At 72.9% G+C, this 19,054-nt stretch carries 13 protein-coding genes, 1 tRNA gene and 1 other RNA gene; 8 read left to right on the top strand and 7 right to left on the bottom strand.

The annotated features are described in order from the left end of the window. Nucleotides 1-387 precede the first annotated feature (387 nt). A complete protein-coding gene (locus MFF56_RS16470; protein WP_066927241.1) occupies nt 388-831 on the top strand; it encodes a DMT family transporter in 444 nt (147 codons plus the stop codon). A gap of 1,247 nt (nt 832-2,078) precedes the next feature. On the opposite strand, the gene MFF56_RS16465 is transcribed toward MFF56_RS16470, so the two are convergent. Next, the gene (locus tag MFF56_RS16465; protein ID WP_156454011.1) at nt 2,079-2,360 is read right to left on the bottom strand and encodes a hypothetical protein; all 282 of its coding nucleotides are present in this window, start codon (nt 2,358-2,360) and stop codon (nt 2,079-2,081) included. A gap of 795 nt (nt 2,361-3,155) precedes the next feature. Beyond that, nucleotides 3,156-3,863 (bottom strand): collagen-like protein, encoded by a 708-nt coding sequence (locus tag MFF56_RS16460; RefSeq protein WP_238230415.1) that lies wholly within the window; start codon nt 3,861-3,863, stop codon nt 3,156-3,158. Nucleotides 3,864-4,614: 751 nt separating this feature from the next. Between MFF56_RS16460 and ssrA the strand changes: the two genes are divergently transcribed. Then, nucleotides 4,615-4,787: a transfer-messenger RNA gene (gene ssrA / locus MFF56_RS32400) on the top strand. Nucleotides 4,788-5,797: 1,010 nt separating this feature from the next. Here ssrA and MFF56_RS16450 read toward each other — a convergent pair. The 5 genes from MFF56_RS16450 to MFF56_RS16430 all read right to left on the bottom strand — a co-directional run bounded on the left by MFF56_RS16450 (nt 5,798) and on the right by MFF56_RS16430 (nt 11,733). After that, nucleotides 5,798-5,873 (bottom strand) — tRNA-Ile (locus MFF56_RS16450). Between the two features lie 104 nt (nt 5,874-5,977). Further along, nucleotides 5,978-7,480, bottom strand: coding sequence for a glucosamine inositolphosphorylceramide transferase family protein (locus MFF56_RS16445; protein WP_066920683.1), 1,503 nt, complete (start codon nt 7,478-7,480; stop codon nt 5,978-5,980). A gap of 115 nt (nt 7,481-7,595) precedes the next feature. Next, complete coding sequence (locus MFF56_RS16440) at nt 7,596-8,828, bottom strand: glycosyltransferase family 4 protein (protein ID WP_238230414.1); 1,233 nt, start codon at nt 8,826-8,828, stop codon at nt 7,596-7,598. Next, entirely contained in the window at nt 8,825-10,198 is a 1,374-nt protein-coding gene (locus tag MFF56_RS16435) for a lipopolysaccharide biosynthesis protein (protein ID WP_238230412.1), read from the bottom strand. Before MFF56_RS16435 ends, MFF56_RS16440 begins: the two co-directional genes overlap by 4 nt. Next, nucleotides 10,195-11,733 carry a hypothetical protein gene (locus MFF56_RS16430; RefSeq protein ID WP_066918753.1) on the bottom strand — a complete coding sequence of 513 codons (1,539 nt, stop codon included), beginning with the start codon at nt 11,731-11,733 and terminating at the stop codon, nt 10,195-10,197. The genes MFF56_RS16435 and MFF56_RS16430 overlap by 4 nt, the downstream gene beginning before the upstream one ends. 368 nt (nt 11,734-12,101) lie before the next feature. Between MFF56_RS16430 and MFF56_RS16425 the strand changes: the two genes are divergently transcribed. The 6 genes from MFF56_RS16425 to MFF56_RS16400 all read left to right on the top strand — a co-directional run. Then, the gene (locus tag MFF56_RS16425) at nt 12,102-14,351 is read left to right on the top strand and encodes a GumC family protein (protein WP_238230410.1); all 2,250 of its coding nucleotides are present in this window, start codon (nt 12,102-12,104) and stop codon (nt 14,349-14,351) included. Further along, on the top strand, nt 14,344-15,294 hold the full coding sequence (locus tag MFF56_RS16420; RefSeq protein WP_082772973.1) for a WecB/TagA/CpsF family glycosyltransferase: 951 nt from the start codon (nt 14,344-14,346) through the stop codon (nt 15,292-15,294). Before MFF56_RS16425 ends, MFF56_RS16420 begins: the two co-directional genes overlap by 8 nt. An 8-nt stretch (nt 15,295-15,302) precedes the next feature. Next, the gene (locus MFF56_RS16415; protein ID WP_066920934.1) at nt 15,303-16,472 is read left to right on the top strand and encodes a glycoside hydrolase family 5 protein; all 1,170 of its coding nucleotides are present in this window, start codon (nt 15,303-15,305) and stop codon (nt 16,470-16,472) included. A gap of 23 nt (nt 16,473-16,495) precedes the next feature. Continuing rightward, on the top strand, nt 16,496-17,488 hold the full coding sequence (locus MFF56_RS16410; RefSeq protein WP_066920932.1) for a sterol desaturase family protein: 993 nt from the start codon (nt 16,496-16,498) through the stop codon (nt 17,486-17,488). Nucleotides 17,489-17,502: 14 nt separating this feature from the next. Beyond that, nucleotides 17,503-18,624: a GNAT family N-acetyltransferase gene (locus MFF56_RS16405; protein WP_066920931.1), complete on the top strand. Its 1,122-nt coding sequence runs from the start codon at nt 17,503-17,505 to the stop codon at nt 18,622-18,624. Between the two features lie 211 nt (nt 18,625-18,835). Next, on the top strand, nt 18,836-19,054 hold a 219-nt coding region (locus MFF56_RS16400; RefSeq protein WP_283207433.1), incomplete at its 3' end, for a sugar phosphate nucleotidyltransferase.

Here is a 19,054-nt window from a genome sequence, read left to right as displayed (position 1 = left end):
GATGAGGCTGATATCGCACTGCACGCCTCCGTTTGGTATACCACATGCCTCAAGCCCGGCATGCAGTTTTCGCATGACGTTCCGGCACGCCTCGCGTTCGGTCCGCAGCCATGCCGAGCGATCGGTCTTCGATCGAAGCGCTGCGCTTCTGGCGCAGGCCGGCGTCCTCCGCGTGATCGGCCGGCAAGGCTCACCGTTCCTCACGAGCACCCGGTCCACGGCTGCGCGCGGCGTTCCGAAGCTTCGTCGGTCGAGCACGATCCCGGGCCGCGCGACGCGGTGCGGGTGCGGTCGGCGGGGCGCGGACGACGCATCGCGGGGCCGCGTTGAAGCGTAGACCAGGCTCGCGCGTTCCACTTCCGGTGGTGGTGCGGATCGGATCCCAACATGTGGTACCTTTACGGCATCGTCCTGCTCGCGGGCATCGCCAACGCGATCCAGCCCGGGCAGAACGGTGCGTTGGCCCGAGGGCTCTCCCAACCGCTCACGGCCGGCCTGGTCGTGGGGGTCGGGACCCTTCTGACGATCCTGACCGCGGGCCTGGCCTCGGGCCGCCTGGCGTTACCGACCTTCGAGGAGGCCGCCCGCATTCCGTGGTGGGCGTGGTTCGGCGGCGTCCTGGGCGGCGGCATCGTGGCGACACAGCTTCTCGTCGCCCAGAGGGTGGGAGCGGCCGCATTCACGGGGTTGCTCGTCACCGCCGGCGTCCTGACCTCGATCGCGCTCGACCATTTCGGCTGGGTCGGGTTCGAGCGCCATGCCGCCAGCCTGCCTCGGATCGTCGGCGGCCTGCTGATGATCGGCGGTGTGGCGCTGATCGCCGCGTCCTGAACCGCGCGGTTCGCGGCCGAGACGGAAGGGCCCGGGCCGGGCAAGCCTCGCGGGCTTCAGCGATCGATCCCGCCTCCCTCGGGCGCGATGGACGCGTCATCGGCCGTCCTCCTGCGCCAGCGCAGGGAAAGGCCGGATCCGATGCTCTCGGCCAGACCTCGGCTCCTCAGGTCGATGCAGGCTTGGAGGGTCGGCCCGTTCCGCTGGTTGATCGGCAGTCTCGCACGGCACTTGATGACGGTCGTGCTGACGTACTCGTCGCTGAGAGCATCCAGTACATCCCGCTCTATGGCGCTCAGGCCCTTCGGCACGGACAGGGAAGGGCCGGCTTCGATGAGGCCGAGACTGATGCTGTACATAGAGGTCGGCGCGCCCTGGCAGGGAGCGCACCGCATGGGAGCGGGGTGCTCCAGAGGATATTGGCCAACAGCCTAGCCTCTTGGCATACAGTATACAAGGTGGGCATCCACCCTCCATCCGTCACGGTCCCGCTGGCGTTGCCCGAGCGAGCGGGATCGCCGTCCGGGGCCCCATGGCATGTCGCCGCGTCGGCGCGCTCGGCGCATGCCGTCAGGTGTCGAAGGTTCCGACCCGCCCACACCGGCTTCGGCCTCGCCGCGATCCGCGGAAGTCCGATCGCGCGCAGCCTCGGCCTGCGATCGCGGCCTGCCTGTCCGACGAGGGCCTGGAGGACCGCACGAAACGTCCGATCAGCGGGCGCCCTGCCTCGGCACGCGACGGTGCGACGGGAATCTCGTGACGGGCGCTAAGGCGCGCGCGACCAGCGTCGCGCACCGCCGACATGCGCGCGCTCCGAGTCCGTCGGCTGGACGGCTTCGGTCGGCGCGTCCATCGCAAGGTCGGCGTCGGGCCGGCGTCGCGGCCGCGCCTCGGACGGGCTCGCCTGCGGCCCGCGCGGCGTCCCGGCTAGACCAGACGGATCGAGCAGGGCCGACGGGACGAGCTGACCGAAGAACGCGAATGACATTGCGGCCCGCCCACCCAGCGACGTGTGTGAGGAGAAGGGATCCGCAGGCACTTCTGTTCCGTCGCGCCCGCGTCCGCTTCCGCCGCGTCGAGCAGCCCGCACCCCGGTCACGGCCAGCCAGCGAAGGACGCCCCGAAGCGTCCGAGGGCGCCGACTGACCGCGCACCGTTCCTCGTCCCCAGCTTTCCCCGGGCCAGGGTGCGGCGGGACGGCGGATCCGAGCGCCCGCCCGCGATCCGTGCGGGACGACGCAGCGCCCTCAGGTCGCCTGCGCCTCGCGAAGCACGGCACGGACGCGTCCGGCAGCCGTTGCGATCGCGGTCTTCTGCGGCGCATCCTCGGGGATACCCTCTCCAAGGTAGCCGAGGCGGTACGCGATCCGGTGCTCGACGCCCTGCAGCAACGCGCGCGCGGGCCCTTCCTCCATTCGAAGCAAGGTCTGGGCGAGGTCGAGATAGGCACTTCGCATGAGGCTGAAGGCCAGGCGCGCCGCGGCTTCGGCCGCGATCGGGGTCATATCGGTCATCGCGTGTTCCCGCACCAACACGCTCCCCAGTGTCGAACGACTTATATGATGACGACCGCGCTGTAAATTCAGTCCCCGCACCCGCGCATCCGCCGATCTGCAATCGTCACGACCCCGCAATATCATGGATCAAGGTCCGCACGGCCCCGCGGTCGCCGCCGTCGCCCGCACGTCCATCCTCGCCCGACGCCACGACGGGCCGCATGACGCCCGACGGGCGCGGCCCAACGATCCTGCCCGCGCGAGACATCGCGTGCTGTGCGACGGTCGATCCTCTACGCGCTCCGTATCGCGGCCCGCTCACGGAAGTTCGCGAACAGCGTGCGCGCGTCGATCCAGGTGACGTCGCAGTGTCGATCGATCGAGAGGCGGTCGGAGCGCAGGTGGCACGCTTGGCTGGACCGTCTCTCCCGCGACAGATCCGCATCGAATTCCACGGTTGCACCGAACCGATGCAGGTTCCGGATCGTGCAGGCGAGCCAGAGCTTCTCTCCCGGCAGGAGAAGAGCCGCCCGGCGCTCGCGGTTCGGCGGCTTCCGGGCAGGCCGCGGGGGTCTCTTGCACGACGGCCCGTCACAGCATGGCATCCGCTTCGTCCCGCAGCCGGCGATTGTCATCCAGCGCAATCAACGAGCCCGGGCCGAAGGTCAGTCCATCACGAACGCGTATATTCACGCGCGCGGGATGCTGGAAGGCGAGGAGGGCGCCATCCGCCCGGCACCGTCCCACGGCCGGGACGGCCCGTGCGCGGTCCGACGCGACACCGCCCCGGCCGGGGAGGGGCCGAGCGGGATGTGCATATGCCGGCCGCTACTGGCGCGCGCAGATCGCGCGGGCCCGGAGGGCCGCCGGCGCCCGCCCCATGCCGAAGCAGTAGATGCTGGTCTCGTCCATCGCTGGCCGCTCACCCCCGCTGCAGGTGCCGTTCACCGCAAACTCGTCGTCCCGGCAGCTTGCGACGCACCGGCCGCCGCTGGCGCACGCCTCGACCTGTACGCGCAGGGCGATGCCGGCCGGCGCGGGTGCGCCCGCAGGGCCCGCGGGTCCGACGGGGCCGCGCTCGCCGTGGGGCCCGGGTGGTCCGGGCGGCCCCGGCTCGCCCTTCTCCCCGCGCGGTCCTGCCGGCCCGCTCTCGCCGGCCGGGCCGACCTCCCCCCTCTCGCCGCGCGCCCCCTGCGGACCCTCCGGCCCCTGGGGACCTGCGACGCCCTGCGGACCGCGCGGACCGATCTCGGGCTTGGGCAGATTCGCGGCCGGCAGAAGCCGGGCGGGCTTCGGCTCGGCTGCGGCGACCCGCTCGGGCTCGCGTGGCGCGCAGTAACCCACGACCACGTCGCGCGCCTCCCCGCCGGCCTTGAGCCGCGCGATGCAGCTCGCCGGATGGTAAGGAAGCTGGAAGGCGAAGCGGCCCTCGGCGTCCGTCTCGGAGGTGTACTTTTCGTCGAGCGCGATCTTCTCCTTGCGTGCGGGACTGATCCGCCCGAAGATCTGCAGGCTTCCGCCATTGATCATGGCCATGTTGATGGCGATTTCTGCTCGTGCCGCCGAGCTTGACAGGACAGTCCAGGCGGCAACGGCAACGCAACACCTGAGCACGGCGCTTCTCCCCGCATTCGTTGGCTTTCCAACGTATCGGCGCGCGCCCGGAGCGGTAAGCGTGCGGACTGGGTAGTGGGGCGCGCAAGAGGAGGGTTCGGCCTGCCCGCCGGGCTTACCCGATGCGCCGCCGACTGGAACGACGCCCGCCCGCAAGGCGCGCGGAAATCCCCCCGCCATGGGCCGGGCACGGGGCGAGAGCGGATCGACCGCGCAGCGCGCAGGGCGATTGGTGGGCCCGGCAGAAATCGAGCCCGAAGCCGGATCGCCCCAGACAAACAGCACCCTGCAGATACGCGACATCCCCAGGCTGCCGAGCAGAACATACCCAGCGGTTACACAAGACCACCCGTGAACACACCGTGTTTCGGGTTCGGCGCCCCGGGAAGCAGATCGCACGCATTGGGCCCTTCGCAGGTGGCTGACGTTCAGCACGGCGGCCGCCTTGCGGAACTGCATCGGGCGATGGGCGGGGGCCGCGGGCTCCCCGTGCGGCCGCACGCCCGAAGGGGCCCTGGCCGCGTGTCGCTCAGACGACGTATCGATCGATCGCGAGTGCCGGCCGATGCTGGCGCAGCTCGGGGACGGGTTCCGGCGGCTCGCGGTCGAGGTGCGGAGGGTTGCACTGGACGGCGCGGGAGACGCGCGGTATGACCGAGGCACGGTTGATGACCGGTTCGTAATAACGTTTCAGGACCCGGGGGCAGTGCCCGGCGCCTCCACCACGAGCACGTTGCCCCGGGTACCGCACGGGGATCAGAATGACCGGCGGTCGTTGCGCGCCGGGCGTTGCCAAGGTGCTTCTGCTGGGGGCGAAACAGGATCGACTGGACGGTAAAAGTTCCGCGAGTTTGATCTTGCTTCGGCAAGGTACAATGCGACTTTGAGGTAGGTACTCCTCGCCTGGCGCGAGCAACCCTCGTTCCGGGCAACAGGGCCAAAAACTAAATGCCAACGATAACGTTGTCATGGATGCCCGCCTCGCGGCGTAAGCATCTTGCGGCAGGGTAGCCGTAGAAACAGAACCCGGGGCTTCGGCCCCGGGACCCACCCCCTCCCATACCATTGCACCGACAAGGCTCTCGAATGGGCCCGAGTCGAGCGCCGCCGCTCCGGCCTCGCCGAGATCGAGGCCTCTCGGGTTGTGCGGGACGGGGACCGGACAGCGGACGCCGCCTGGGCTCAGGGCATGCGGCCTCAGGGTCTGGCGACGGCATCCGCCGCGTGAGCCGTTCTCGACGCAGCGGACGGGATGGGCCTCTCCTCGACCCATGTGCCTTGCGGTACTGGCGGACTCCCCAGCGGTACATCCGCAAAACTCGCCATCGCCCTCGGAGTTTCGGGTTGTCTGGTCACCTCGGACGCATAGATCGCCGTCCCAAGGCCCCCAAAGCAGATGACGGCCCTCACCAGCGCTCGCGGTACCTCCCAGGTTCGGAGGATCACGATTGCTGTCGCTAAGGTAGCGATGAGGCCAACGACACCATGCATTCTGGGGCAAGCTCCGGCGATCTCGCCTCGGCACTGCCAAGGACGGGCCAATCGGAGCGTCCCGAACCGAGACAGCAGGCGAAGAACATTCCGCCGCGGCGCCGAAGCCGAACGGGCCGAACCCCAGAGGAAACGGCCGCACCAGCGGTCGAGCGGCAGGTTCGCGCCGCGGGGAGCCTGGCCTACGCGCGGCCGAGCATGGCGTGACGAGCTCGATGAGCCGCACTTGACCTCGGGCGACCTTAGCCCTCTTGAGTTCAAAAACCGAGCCTCGTCAGCTTGGCACGGTGTCTACCAAACCGGCAGCAGGCCAAGAATCCCGGCCCAAGTGCCGCTGAACCACCCAACGGATTACGAGAGCAGGATGGTGGGCCCGGCAGGACTCGAACCTGCAACCAGACCGTTATGAGCGGTCGGCTCTAACCATTGAGCTACAGGCCCCGCGCCCGTGCGGACCTCGGCAGGAATATCCGACCGCGGCCGTGCCGTCATCCGGAATCTCCGGCCCGGGGGCCGTGCCGCGCCGGCTGCCGCGCCCCTCGGACTCAGGGCCGACGGAGGAGGCGGAGGGGCGCGGCGGAGCCGTCGATGACCTCGATCCCGGCCGCCGCGTTCAAGGTGTGCAGGCGGCGGCCGGGCCAGGGCGGGCCGGGAGCGAGATGCACGCGCACCGCCTGGGCGAAGGCCGTCTCGGTCAGGGTGGTCACCTCCGCGAGCCCGAGCGCGCCGCCGTAGAGGCGCGTGCAGTCCTGGACCGGGCGCCAGAGGCTGCCCTCGCGCACCAGCATGGCACCGGCCGGCCGGGCCCCGCCCGCATCGATCAACAGCGGGTTGGCGGGGTGGGGACGCCAGGGCCCGAGCAGGTCGTCCGCCAGGAACAGACCCAGCATGTCCGAGTGCGCGCCCGCGCCGTCGTGCAGGGTCGCGAACATCCACCAGCGGCCCTCGAAATGGATCGGCGTCGCGTCGCTCGCCACAATGCCGGTGAGGAGGTCGCGCTCGCGCACCCAGCGGTGGGGATAGGGGTCGGCCCGGTAGAGCGAGACCGTACGGTTCTGCGAGGTCTCGGGGATCATCCAGACCGCGCCGCCATGGGCGAAGACGAAGGGGTAGGAGAGGTGGAAGGGTTCCTCCAGCACCGGCGTCGGGACGCCGAGCGGGCCTTCGGGTCCGAAAGCGACGGCCGAGATCACGCCCTTGTTCGTGCGGTGGTCGAGATCCTCCACGAAGAGGTGGGTCCGCCCCTGCCAATGGAACAGGAAGGGGTCCGCGTAGAAGCGGTGGCCGGGGTCGGGCAGTACCCGCCAGGGCTCTCCGCCCAGCGAACCGCTGTCCCAGACCGTCGCGCCCCGGCTGTAGCGCCATCCGGTGCGCCAGTGGGGCGCGTAGAAGCAGAGATGATAGAGCCGTCGCGCCACGGTGCGCGCCAGCCGGCGCAGGGCGTGTGCGGCGAGCGGGCGACCCCGGTCCGGGCGCGGCACGGCCGTAGCCGAGGGTGCGGGGCGTTGGAGGGCCGAGACGAGGATTGGCGCGAGGCGCGCCGTCACGGCCTCGTAGGCCTCGCAAAGGTTTGCGGCCGCCTCGACGGAGGGACGCCCGCAGGCGAGAACCGCGCCACCGGCCACGATCTCGACCAGCGGCGCGCCGCCGCGCAGCAGCGCCTGCAGCAGGCCGGCCTCGCCGGGGCGGCCGTCGAACAGGATGGTCCAGGCCGTATCGCCCGCCTCCGCGGCGCCCGGCAGCGCGATGCGGACGGAGCCGGTGCCGTCGTCCTCGGGCAGCGCCGCCGCGGCGGGGTCCACCCGCTCGCTCGAACGCGGGCCGGGGCGGGGCTGGATCAGGCGCTCCAGCGTGAACAGGGTTTCCATCCCGGCAGGCGCCCGATCGCCCCCGGTCCAGGCGATACGGGGGTCCAGGCCCGCGGCCCGCAGCCCCGCGGCAAGGCGCAGGTGCCAGTGCCGGAGCCCGCCGCGCGGCAGGCAGAGCACCGGAGCGGCGCGGCGACCCGGACCGATCCCGTGGTCGATGAAGGACTGTTCGATCGTCACCCCTCAGGCGGATAGCATCGCGGGGATCCTTTCTGAAGCCCCCGACACATCGAATGCACAACGCAATATTCGGGATGAAACCTGTATTCTACTCGTAGCGCGACCGCCGAAGACATCATACGCGGCGCGCGGCCGCGATGCGCTCGCGCAGGAGGGCGTCGTAGGCCTCGGCCATCGCATCGACCGGGAAGCGCCCGGCCAGGCCGCGTCCGCTGCGGACGAGGCGGGCGGCCAGTTCCGGATCGCGTTCCAGACGCCGCACGGCCTGCGCGAGGGCGGCGTCGTCCTCGGCGTCGGCGAACAGGGCGCAGGGGCCGTCCCGCGTCGCCAGAACCTCGCGCAGCACCGGCAGGGCGTTGGCGACCACCGGCACGCCGGCCTGCGCCGCCTCCACCGCGGCGAGGCCGAAGGTCTCGGCCCGGGAGGGGAAGACGAAGACGTCGAGCGCGCGCAGGAAGTCGCCGACCCGCTCCGGCGGCAGCTCGCCGACGAGGTGCAGGCGCGCGCCGCAGCCGAGTTCCTCCGCGAGGCCGGCCAGCGCGTCGCGCTCCGCGCCCTGGCCGGCCAGCGCGAGGTGCCGGGCGGGATCGTGCGGCAGCAGGCGCACGGCCGCCGCGAGGTTCTTCAGGGGATGCAGGCGGGCGACGCAGCCGAGCAGGCGCCCGCCGGGGGGAAGGGCGAGGCCGAGGCGGGCGCGCGCCTCCGCCTGGCTCAACGCGCTGTCGCGGCCGACGAAGCCGTGGTCGATATGCACCACGCGGGCACGGTAGCGCTCCGGATAATCCGCGAGGTCGCCGGCCGAATCGTGGGAGTTCACCACGATCCGGCCGTAGAGGCCGCGTGCGCCGAGCCAGCGATCGACGGCCCTGGCGCGCGGCGGGGTGGTGTCGCGGGCCGAGTTCTGGTTGGCGATCACCACGGGCACGCCCGCGAGCCGCGCGGCGGCGGCGCCGACGATGTTGCCGTAGTGCTGGAAGCACAGCACCGCGTCCGGCCGCGCACGGCGGATCCGGCGCACGAGATCGAGGAAGAAGCGCGCGAAGGCGAGCGGCGTGCGCGGCCGCCCGGCCGCGCAGAAGGCGACGCCCGGCTCGGCGTCGAAGGCGCCGGTCTTGCGGTAGAAGAAGAGCTGCCCGGTGCGGTAGCCGCGCTCCGCCAGCGCGGTGGCCAGCATGCGGGCGATGGCCTGGGCGCCCGCGTTCTCGGCCTGGGGCTGGATCAGCAGGACGTGGGGCCCGGGCGCGGGTGCGCCCCGGAACCGCTCCGCCCGGCCCGCGGCGGGCGCGCCGGGGTGACGGGTGTCGGGGGGGCGGGTGTCGTCGGCGGCGTCGCGCATCGAAGGGCTCATGGGTGCGTTCCGCGGAATGGGCCCGCGCCTCCGAAGAGGCCGAGCACCGAGGGGTCGATGCCGACCCGCCTGCGGCAGGACGCGTTGAGGACGACGGCGCAGGCGAGCGAGCAGAGGGCGCTGGCGAGGCTCGCACCGATCAGCCCGTCGGCGAGCGCCGCGGTGGCGACGCAGGCGCAGCGGGCGAGCACGAAGAGGCCGGCGATCCGCGCGTAGGCGGCCTCGTGGCCGGTGAGCCGCATCACCGCCGGGACCGGGCCTCCGAGCGCCATCGCGGCCACGCCGACCGTGAGGATCACCAGCGGCAGATAGGCGGCGTGGAACGCCGCGCCGAACAGGTCGAGGAGGATCTGGCCGCCCGTCACCACCACGAGGACGCCGCCGCCGACCGCGAGCCCCGTCGCCGCGCCGACGAGGCGCAGCGCCTCGCGCATGCCGGGGCCGGCCGGGTCGGCGGCATGGCGGGCGATCTCGCGGCTCGAGAAGACGTGCAGGCCCGCCGAGACGATCGCGAACAGGGCGGCGATCCGGGCCGCCGCGTAGTAGAGCCCCGCCTCGACCGGGCTCAGGAGCAGGCCGATCAGGAAGACGTCGACGTACTGGTTCGCGGCGTCGAGCACGCCGCCGAGCCAGAGCCGCGCCGAGCGGGCCGCCCAGACGCGGGTCGGATCGAGCGCCGTCCGGACCGGCCCCGTCGCGGCGGCGGCGCCGCGCAGGGCCGCGCCGACCCCGGCGGCCTGGATCGCGAGGGCCACCAGGATGCCGCCCACGGCCCAGGCGAAGAAGGTCTCGGCGTGGAAGGGCAGCCCCGCCAGGAGGGCGAGCGCGGCGCCCGCGGTCGGGAACAGGCGCCAGGTCAGCTCGAATTGCCCGTCGCCCCGCGCGATGCCCGCGACCGTGCGGGCGACATGGGTCCCGTAGACCAGGACGGCGAGGAGCACCGAGAAGGTGCCCGCGAGCGCCGAGAACAGCCAGCCGGCCCCGGCGAGATGCCCGGCGCAGGCGGTGAGGGCGCCGCCGGCCGGCGCCGCGATCAGGACGAGGCGGGTCGAGCGCCGGAGGGCCGCCCGCGCGGCGGCAGGGCCGCCCGCCTCGAGCGCCCGCTGCCAGTCGATCATGATCGCCGCCTCCTGCCCCAGCAGCACCGCGGCGGCCGCGAAGGAGAGAGCGCTGAACCAGTAGGCGAACACGCCGAACTCGTGCAGGCCCATCGCCCGGGCGGCGAGCGTCAGCATCAGGAAGGCGAGGCCCGAGCCGCCGACCTTGAGGACGAGCGCCAGGGCGAGGTCGCGCGGGCCGGTCCGGGTCCGGAGATCCCGCAGGCGCGCCGACAGGCGCGCCGGGAGCCGCGGCAGGGCGAGGTCCCTCATGCCAGGCTCCCCCGGGCCGGGCGTCCGGCCGCGGCGGGCCGGCCCGCCGCCGAGCGCGCATCCAGGGCGCCGGACGGCTGCCGGGACAGGCCGTCCCCGAGGCGGTCGGCCAGGACGATCATCATCCCCCCGAGGGCGAGCGGCGCGAACAGGGCCTCCTCCTGGAACAGCCCGTTCAGGGTCACCGCGAGGGTGCCGAGGGCGAAGAGCCGCAGGTCGCGCATCGCTGCCCGGCCGCGCACGGTCCGGGACAGCCGCCAGGCGGCGAGCGCGGCGCAGACCGGCACGGCGCACAGCACCAGCACGCCCGGGCCCACTTGGTAGAGCAGGACGCCGAAGGCGCTCTCCACCGGCCAGTCCGTGCGCCCGATCGCCTGTGCCTTCTCCCAGTCGATCCGGGTGGCGTCGCCCGCGAGGTTGCCGCCGGCCCCGAGGCCCGCGCCCCAGGGCGCTCCCAGGAAGGCGTGCAGCCCGCCGAAGAGGCCGAGCACATGGTAGTCGCCGCCCGCGCGCCCGGTGACGACCACCGCGCAGGCGTAGAGCACGAGCACGGCGAGGAAGACGGGCAGGGTCGCACCCGGCCGCACCCGGTCGAGGAGGAGGGCGGCGCAGCAGAGGGCGAGGCAGACCAGCGCCCCCTTGGCGCCGACCAGCACCAGCAGCGCGACCGCGAGGCAGAACAGGACCGGCTGGCGCCAGCGCAGCAGCAGGAAGGCGGCGAGCAGCAGGCCGTAGCCGAAACTGATCGCGTGGAAGTTCGGCCCCAGCATCCGGTACATCTGGATCGAGGAGAAGCCGAACAGGTCGGTGTTCAGGAAGGAGACGATCTGGGTGTCCTGCAGGTCGCGCAGCACGCGGCCCGTCTTGCGCATCGTCTCGATCCACTCGCCCGAGCGCGCGATGTCGGCGAGGCTGAAGGTCATGTAGCTGTCGGCGTGGATCAGCCCGAAGAGCGCGTCGCGCGCCAGGAACTCGGCCACCCCGTAGGCGAGGAGGAGGTAGACCGGCACGCGCAGGAACCGGAGCCTGTCGCCCGGTCCGTCGGCGGCGACGACCAGGGCGAGCTGGAACACCAGGAAGGGCGTGACGGCGTTGCGCAGGTAGACCACCGCCGCGAAGGGGTCGCGGGCGAGGCCGAGGCCGAAATAGACCCCGATGACGCCGAGCGCGAGCACGCTCGGCCAGAGCAGGGCATCGAGGCGCCGGTCCCGCGCCCGGGGGGCGACGCAGTAGCCGCCGACGATCCAGAGCCAGAGGCTCGCCGTGATGATGAAGTTGTAGCCGCGGGCGGCGTTGAAGGCCGGCGTGTCCGCGAGCCAGGGCGAGACCAGCGACACGAACAGGTTCTGGAACTGGAAGGCGAAGATCAGCAGGGCGGGCGTCGCGGCCCTCACGTAGACCGCCGCGACGATCGAGCCCGCCGCGCACAGGGCGATCGCCGCGGCGGGGCTTGCCAGATGCACCACGATCGGAACACCCACCAGGACGACGCCGACCGCCAGGAACAGCGCGTGCTCCAGCACCGCCCGCGGCACCGCAGACTGTTCCTGCGGCAAACTGTCCGGAATAAAGGACGCCACGCTTCGTTGATCTCCCGGAGTCCAGCCGCTGCTGCAGGGTATTCACATGCCTTGCGCCCTGACGTAGGGGCGGAACGTCGCTATCCAACCCGCCCCGACCGGCTCGCCGAATACGATCGACGGTGAAACTACGTAGTTTTCCACGGGTACATTTTTTTGCCTGCCCGAGCGTTGTTAACCAACCCTTACGTGAAACGTCTCTGGCACTGTGGCATACATCTGGAATAATAGGAGTTCGTGTTCAGGTAATATCCCGTGCAATTCGGGCCGCCCTGGGAAATGCTGGCGCACCCGCCACACACGCGCAGAAGCTGAAGATCGGGATGGTTGAACACTTCTACCCCGTCGCGGGAGCCGATCGCCTGACGCGGATCGACCGGAGCCTCTCCGGCGACCGCTCGGATGCGATCGTCGATCTGGCGGCGGCCCGGCGCTTCCTCGCCCGGCGCTGGCGGCTGATCGCGGGCGTCGCGCTGCTCTGCGTGGTCGCGGCCGCCATCGTCCTGTCGCTGGTGCCCAGAACCTACACAGCCACCGCGATCCTCATCGTCGATCCGCGCACGCAGAAGGTCACGCAGTCCGATGCCGTGCTCGGCGGGATCGGCTCCGACGCGGCCGCGGTCGAGAGCCAGGTCGAGATCCTGACCTCCTCCACCCTCGCCCGGCGGGTGGTGGCCGAGCTCGGGCTCGACCGCGGCGGCGAGCTGACCGAGCCTTCCACGATCGAGCGCGCCACGGCCGGCCTGCGCGGCCTGATCGGCCTCGCCGCCCACGAACCGAGCGCGGCGGAGCAGCGCGAGCGGGTGCTGCAGCGCTTCTCCGATCGCCTGCGCGTGCGCCGCCGCGGCCTCACCTACGTGCTGGAGATCGCCTACAGCTCCGGGTCCGCCGAGACCGCGGCACAGGTCGGCAACGCGCTGGCCGACGCCTACCTGGCGGACCAGAAGCGCCAGAAGCTGGAGGCGGCCCGGAGCGCCTCGGGCCTGCTCGGCTCCCGCCTCGACGACCTGCGGAGCCGGGCCCGCGACACCGAGCGCGCGGTCTCGACCTACAAGAACCAGAACGACATCGTCGATCTCGGCGCCGCCCAGACGCTGCTCGACCGGGAGATCGCCGAACAGAGCCAGCAGTTGACCCAGGCCCAGGCCCGCGGCGCCGAGGCCGGGGCGCGCTACGCGCAGGCGCGCCGCGCCATGGCGGCCGGGGCCGAGGGCGGGGGCACGCTCGCCGAGGCCCTGCAATCGAGCGTCGTCACGAACCTGCGCCAGCAATATGCCCAGCTCGGCGCGCAGCTCGCGGATCTGCGCAACAACCTGGGCCCGCGCCACCCGGCCGTCGGCGCGGCGGAGGCGCAGGTCCGCACCGTCGCGGGCCAGATCCGCACCGAGATCGGCCGCCTCGCGCAGGGGCTGCGCAACGAGGCCGAGGCGGCGGCGGCACGCGAGCGCACCCTCACGGCGAGCCTCGAGCGCCTCAAGGGACAGGCCGCGCGGCGCGCCCAGGCGCGGGTTCGGCTGGCGGAGCTGGAGCGCGAGGCGCAGGCGAGCCGGACCATCCTGGAGCAGTCCCTGCTGCGCCAGAAGGAGACGAGCGAGCAGCAGAACCTCGTGGGGACCGAGGCTCGGATCCTGACGCCGGCGGCCCCGCCGCTGCGGCCGAGCGCGCCCAAGACCGGCCTCATGCTGGTCGTCGCGCTCGCGGGCGGGCTGGTGCTCGGGCTCGCGGCGGCGGCCGCCGCCGAGGCGATGGAGCCCGGTCTGCGCCATCCGGGGGCGATCGAGCGGGGGCTCGGCGTGCCGCTGCTCGGAAGCCTGCCGCGGGTCGCGCCGAGCCGGCTCACCCCCGACCGGGGCGGGGGACAGGCGGGAGGTCAGGTCGCCGGCCCCGGGCACGTGCGGCTCACCGGCGACAGCCGCGAGCACGCGCGCTTCGACGAGGCGATCCGGATGCTCGCCCTGCCGTTGCGCGCCGCGGCCGAGCCGCCGGGCCTCCACGGGCGCGGCATCGAGGGACGCAGCGGCGACACCCTTCTGGTGACCTCCGCGCTCGCCGGCGAGGGCAAGTCGACCGTGTCCGAGCACCTCGCCGAGATGTTCGCCCGCCAGGGCCGCAAGGTCCTGCTGGTCGACGTCGACACGCGCGACGCCCGCCTCACACGCACGCGCCGTGCCGGCCAGAGCCCAGGCATCCTCGACGCGCTGCGGAACGCATCCGATCCGGGGAATTTCATCCACCACGGAACCCTCGATACGATCAGCTTCCTGCCGATCGGCATCGCCCGCGACGACCCGGAGGCCGCCGAGCTGTTCTTCAGCCCGGCGCTCGGACGGGCCGTGGCGGACCTGCGCCGCCGCTTCGACCTGATCGTGCTCGACGGTCCGCACCTCCTGCACGGCGTCGAGGGGCGGCTGCTCCTCGCCCACGCGGACCGTACAGCCCTGGTGGTCGAGTGGGGCCGCACGAGCCGCGAGGATGTCAGGGCGGCGCTCGACCTGTTCGCGCGCGCGCCCGGCAGCCTCGCGGGCATCATCCTCAACAAGGTCGACCGAAAGGCGCTGCGACGCGATGGCTGAACCGCACGGAGAAGGCCGTCAGGCTACGGTGGCGGGGCTGCGGCCAGACGGCCCGCACGGGTTCGGCCCGCACGGGTTCGGCCCGCGCGCGCGCGCGATCGCCCGGGCCGGGCTGCGCCCGCGCCGGGCGGGCGGCGTGGCGGAGCGCGCCGCACCGCACGGCCTTGCGCACGATCCGATCCTGGCCGCGGTGCCGCGCGTCGGCCTCGGCGGCCTGCCGATCGCGGTGCACGGGCGCCGCGAGGCCACGGCGCTGCTGGTCGATCTCGCGCTCGCCCGTCGCGGCCGCCACGAGCCGCCCGCCATCGTCACCTCGGCCAACGGCCAGGTGCTGTCGCTCTGCGCGCGCGATCCCGAGATCCGCCACCTGTTCGAGACGAGCGACCTCATCCACGCGGACGGGGCGCCCCTGGTCTTCGCCTCGTACCTCCGCGAGCCCGCCCGCCGGCTGCCGGAGCGGGTCGCGACCACGGACCTCTTCCACGACGTCGCGCGGGAAGCGGTGCGCCTCGACCTCAGCTTCTACATGCTGGGCTCGACCCGGGAGGGCATGGCGCTGGCCGAGGCGAACGTGCGCGCGCTCTATCCGGACCTGCGGCTCGTGGGTGCCCATCACGGCTATCTCGACGGGGCGGCGGAGGCCGAGCAGGTCGACGCGGTGGCGCGCGCGCGGCCCGACATCCTCTGGCTCGGCATGGGGGTGCCGCGCGAGCAGCGCTTCGCCCTGCGCTGGCGGGCGGCGCTCGCGGGCGTCGGGGTGATCAAGACGTCGGGCGGGCTGTTCGACTTCCTGTCGGGCGCCCGCAGCCGGGCGCCCGACTGGATGCAGCGGTTCGGCCTCGAATGGGCCTACCGGGCGAGCCTCGAGCCGGGGCGCCTGCTGCCGCGCTACGCCGTGACGAACCCGCACGCCCTCTACCTCCTGCTGACGCGGCGCGGCTGAGCGGACGGATGCGCGCGCTCCCCCCCGCCAGACTGCTCGGCCTGCTGCTCGGCCTGACCGTCCTGCCGGTCGCCGCCGCGCCGGACCGGGCCGCCCTGTGCGCGGCGCAAGGGGCGGGCGGCGTGCCGGCCGACCTCGTCGCCCGGCTCGCCCGGGGCTTCAACCTGACGGGCTGGATCGAGGGGGACCGGCCGATGCCGCCGGATCCCGCCCTGCTCGGGCGCCTGCGCGCCCGCGGCCTGAGCCATGTGCGCCTGCCCTTCGACGGCGAGCGCCTGATGCCGGCCTACGGCACGCGGGCGCGCCGGGCGGAGGGGTTGGCGCGCCTCGACGCGGCCCTGCGCCAGCTCCTCGATGCGGGCTTCACGGTCAGCCTCGACATGCATCCGGGCGAGGGCTTCGCCGCCCTGCACCGCGCCGAGCCCGAGCGGGCGCTGGCGATGCTCGACGCGGCCTGGGCGGTGCTGGCCCGGCGCTACGCCGCCCTCGCTCCGGACCGGCTGCTCTTCGAGGTGCTGAACGAGCCGCCGAACGCGGAGGCCTGGACGGGGCAGATGCCGCGCGCGGTCGCCGCCCTGCGGGTCCACGCGCCGGGGCGGATCCTCGTCGTCGCCCCCGGCGGGCCGCAGCGGGTGGAGGCTCTGGCCGCGCTGCCGCCGCTCGCCGACCCGCGCCTCGTCTACGCCGTCCACTTCTACGACCCGATGGCCTTCACCCACCAGGGCAACGACTGGGGCGGGGCCGACGACCCGCTGCGCTCCCTCGGCGGCCTGCCCTTCCCGGCCGCCGCCGAGGACCGGGCCGTGCGGGCCGTCGCGGCCCGCCTCGCCCGCGAGGGGCGGAGCGCCTCCGCCGCCGAACTCGCCGCCCAGATCCGGCAGCCCTGGACCGCGGAGGCGATCGACCGCCAGTTCGCCCCCGTCGGCGACTGGATCGCGCGCCATCGCCGCCCCGTGATCGTCAACGAGTTCGGCGCCCTCGACACCGCGTCCCTGCCCGACCGCGCCCGCTGGCTCGCGGCCGTCCGGGGGGCGGCCGAGCGCCGCTGCATCGGCTGGACCCACTGGGACTACGCCGACGCCTTCGGCTTCGTCGCGCGCCGCGAGGGGCGCGAGCGGCCGGTGGCGCCCCTCCTCGACGCCCTCATCCCTCCGAAGGCCGCGGGCCGCGCGCCCTGAGGCCGCTCCGAGAAGGAACCGTCATGGACGATCCCCTGAGCTTCATCGACGCGATCATCCGGCGCGTCTCGGCGGGCAACCTGCTCGCCGCCGGCCTGCTGCTCGCAACCGCGCTCCTCTGCGCGCTGATCGCCTACCTGCGCACGGCCGAGCGCTACTCGTTGCGCGCGTTCTTCGAGTTCGCGATCCCGCACGAGGTCATCGTCCACCCCTCGGCCCGCGCCGACCTGCTGTTCTGGGTCACCCGGCGCGCGCTGATGCCGTTCCTGATGCTGCCGGCCGGCATCACCTTCGTGGTCGCGGTCGGCTACGCCACCAACCGGGGGCTCGGTGCGCTCCTCGGCATCGACCAGCCGATCCTCGGCGAACCCGGCCCCGTGACGGTCGTGGTCTTCACCCTGACGATGCTCGTCGCCTACGACCTGTCCTACTACCTCTATCACACCGCGCAGCACCGCTTCCCCTTCCTGTGGGAGCTGCACAAGGTCCACCACTCGGCCGAGGTGATGATCGGCATCACGAAGGACCGGGTTCACCCCCTCGACGAGTTGATGAACCGCGCCTGGGACGGGGTGATCCCCGGTATCTGCTTCGGGATCTGGACGCTGCTCTCCCTCGATCCGGTCGAGGTCACGGTCTTCGGCGTCAACGTCTACGTGATGCGCAACATCCTGATGATGGATTTCGTGCGCCACACCCATTTCAAGATCTCGTTCGGCGCGCTCAACCACGTGGTCCTGTGCCCGCACTGGCACCAGCTGCACCACTCCACGGACCCGCGCCACTACGACAAGAATTTCGGCCTGCTGTTCTCGTTCTGGGACCGGCTCTTCGGCACGCTCTGCGTCCCGAAGCCCGACGAGGACTTCAAGTTCGGCATCATGGACCGGGACGCGGCGGCCTACCAGTCGCTGTCCGGGCTCTACATCCTGCCGCTGAAGAAGATGGGCCGGCACATCGTGCGCTTCGGCCGGCGCCTGCGCGGGCTTCCGGACCGGCCCCGGCAGAGCGCCTGAGAGGGGGGAGCGCGATGGAACGCTTCGAGATCGTCGAGACGACGGAGCGGCTCCGGGCGGTCGGGCCGGCCTGGACCGGGCTCTGGGCGGCGAGCAACGCCCTGGTCTTCCAGAGCCATGCCTGGGTGTCGGCGTGGTGGGGAAGCGTGCCGGACCCCGGGCGGCGGCGCCTCAGGATCGTCCTGGCCTGGGACGGTGAGGACCTCGTCGGCGTGCTGCCGCTCGCCACGACGCGCCGCCGCGGCCTGCGCGTCCTCGAATGGGCCGCCAAGGAGTGCAGCGACTTCGCGGACGGGCTCCTCGCCGCGCGCGCGGGGGCCGATCTCCTGCCCCGGATGTGGGCCCATCTCTCGGCCGCGGGCGGGTTCGACCTCGCCTATCTGAGCCATCTGCGGCCCGAGGCGCGGGCCGGCATCCTCGCCCGGGCCCCCGCGGGCGGCGTCCGGCTGCGGCCGAACCACCGCACCGAGCAGAACTGGCGGGTGCGTGGCCCCGTCCCGAGCGGAAAGGCGTGGTTCGACGGGCAGCCGAAGAAGACGCGCCAGAACCACCGCAGGGGGCAGAAGTTCCTCGCCGAGCGGGGCGCGACGACCGCGCGCCTGCTCGCGCCCGGCGAAGCGCTCGACGGGCTGCTGGCCTGGTTCATCGCCCGCAAGCGCGCGTGGCTCGCGGCCAACGGCCTGCCGCCCGGCCTGTTCTACGCGGACGGCTCGGGCGCGCTGCCCGCGATGGTGCGGGTGCTGGACGAGGCCGGGCTGCTGCGCGTCTTCGTGCTGGAATGCGACGGGGCCCCGGTCGCCGCCTCGATCAACTTCGTGCAGGGCGAAACGATGATGGCCTTCGTGACCACCTACGACCCGGCTTTCGAGCGCGCCTCGCCCGGCCTCGTCCTGATGATCGACTACATCGTCTGGGCCTTCGACCACGGGCTGCACACGGTCGATTTCCTCTGCGGCGACGAGGGCTTCAAGGGCCGCTTCGGGACGCAGTGCCTCACGCTCGGCTCGCTGATGGGCGCGCGCACCCTGCCGGGGGCGGCCGCCCACCTCTTCGACCGCGGCGGACGCGGGCTCGCCCGCCGCCTCGCCGCGCACCGGCCGGTGCCGGCGGCCGCGCCGGACGAGGCCGCCGCCTGACCCCGGGCGGGGCGGCGTGCGGCGCGACGAACCGGCACGGATCGGGCAAGAGCGCTCCTGCGCCGAAGCGGACGCCGGTTCGGCGCGAGAGAGCGCGTCGAAACAAGAGGTTAGAGCCGCTCCCGATTGCAACGCGATCGGGAACGGCTCTAAAGGGGATGGCGCGAGGATGGCGGCGGCGGCCGGCATCCAGGATCCCGGCAGCACCATCATGTCCGAGCCCTCGACCCTCATCCACCCGGTGATCCTGTGCGGGGGCTCCGGCACGCGGCTGTGGCCGGCCTCGCGCGCGAGCATGCCCAAGCAGTTCGCTCGCCTCGTCGATCCGGAGCACTCCACCTTCCAGGCCACGGCCCAGCGCGTGGCCGAGCCCGGCCTGTTCGCCCGCGCCTGCGTGATCGCGGCGGCCGAGTCCCGCTTCATCGTCGCC

Origin of the sequence: Methylobacterium hispanicum (assembly GCF_022179285.1) — a bacterium.
GTDB classification, from domain to species: domain Bacteria; phylum Pseudomonadota; class Alphaproteobacteria; order Rhizobiales; family Beijerinckiaceae; genus Methylobacterium; species Methylobacterium hispanicum.
Note: the sequence above shows the minus strand (reverse complement) of the source record. Positions and strands in the feature narration are given on the sequence as shown.

Bases quoted from the DNA above. Each gene is read 5' to 3' on its own strand.
- MFF56_RS16405 (WP_066920931.1), top strand. From the start codon at position 17,503: ATGGAACGCTTCGAGATCGTCGAGACGACGGAGCGGCTCCGGGCGGTC.
- MFF56_RS16415 (WP_066920934.1), top strand. From the start codon at position 15,303: ATGCGCGCGCTCCCCCCCGCCAGACTGCTCGGCCTGCTGCTCGGCCTG.
- MFF56_RS16425 (WP_238230410.1), top strand. From the start codon at position 12,102: ATGGTTGAACACTTCTACCCCGTCGCGGGAGCCGATCGCCTGACGCGG.
- MFF56_RS16460 (WP_238230415.1), bottom strand. From the start codon at position 3,863: ATGGCCATGATCAATGGCGGAAGCCTGCAGATCTTCGGGCGGATCAGT.
- MFF56_RS16470 (WP_066927241.1), top strand. From the start codon at position 388: ATGTGGTACCTTTACGGCATCGTCCTGCTCGCGGGCATCGCCAACGCG.
- MFF56_RS16440 (WP_238230414.1), bottom strand. From the start codon at position 8,828: ATGAGCCCTTCGATGCGCGACGCCGCCGACGACACCCGCCCCCCCGAC.
- MFF56_RS16420 (WP_082772973.1), top strand. From the start codon at position 14,344: ATGGCTGAACCGCACGGAGAAGGCCGTCAGGCTACGGTGGCGGGGCTG.
- MFF56_RS16410 (WP_066920932.1), top strand. From the start codon at position 16,496: ATGGACGATCCCCTGAGCTTCATCGACGCGATCATCCGGCGCGTCTCG.
- MFF56_RS16435 (WP_238230412.1), bottom strand. From the start codon at position 10,198: ATGAGGGACCTCGCCCTGCCGCGGCTCCCGGCGCGCCTGTCGGCGCGC.